Below are 301 nucleotides of genomic sequence, written 5' to 3'. Positions count from 1 at the left end.
CGGTAGAAACCTGCGACAAAACAAAACCTATGCAGGCGAAGCATGGCGAAGCCCCGCAAGCCTGCTTAGGTGTCGATGCGGTAGAAGATGATTCTTGAGAGGTGCGAAGCGGTCGCGCCGGGAGGAACTGCCATGTCCGACAGCGTGTTGCCGCTGGTGATCAGCGCGCCCGAGCCACGCACGCTCGACCTGATTTTCACGCCCGAGGCACTGGCGAGATTCCGCGCCAAATACCGTATCGTCGAAACGTCGCCCGAAAGCGTCGCGGCCCTGCCATCCGACGTGCTCGCCGCGGCGCGCT

The 301-nt window shown here is 62.8% G+C and carries 1 pseudogene; it reads left to right on the top strand.

From position 1 onward, the window contains the following. Positions 1-132 precede the first annotated feature (132 nt). A pseudogene (locus E5W87_RS35750) lies at positions 133-301 on the top strand (hydroxyacid dehydrogenase); the annotation flags it as partial.

The organism is Mesorhizobium sp. (assembly GCF_004962925.1).
Taxonomy (GTDB): Bacteria; Pseudomonadota; Alphaproteobacteria; order Rhizobiales; family Rhizobiaceae; genus Mesorhizobium.
This window is presented reverse-complemented; position numbering and strand designations above follow the sequence as displayed.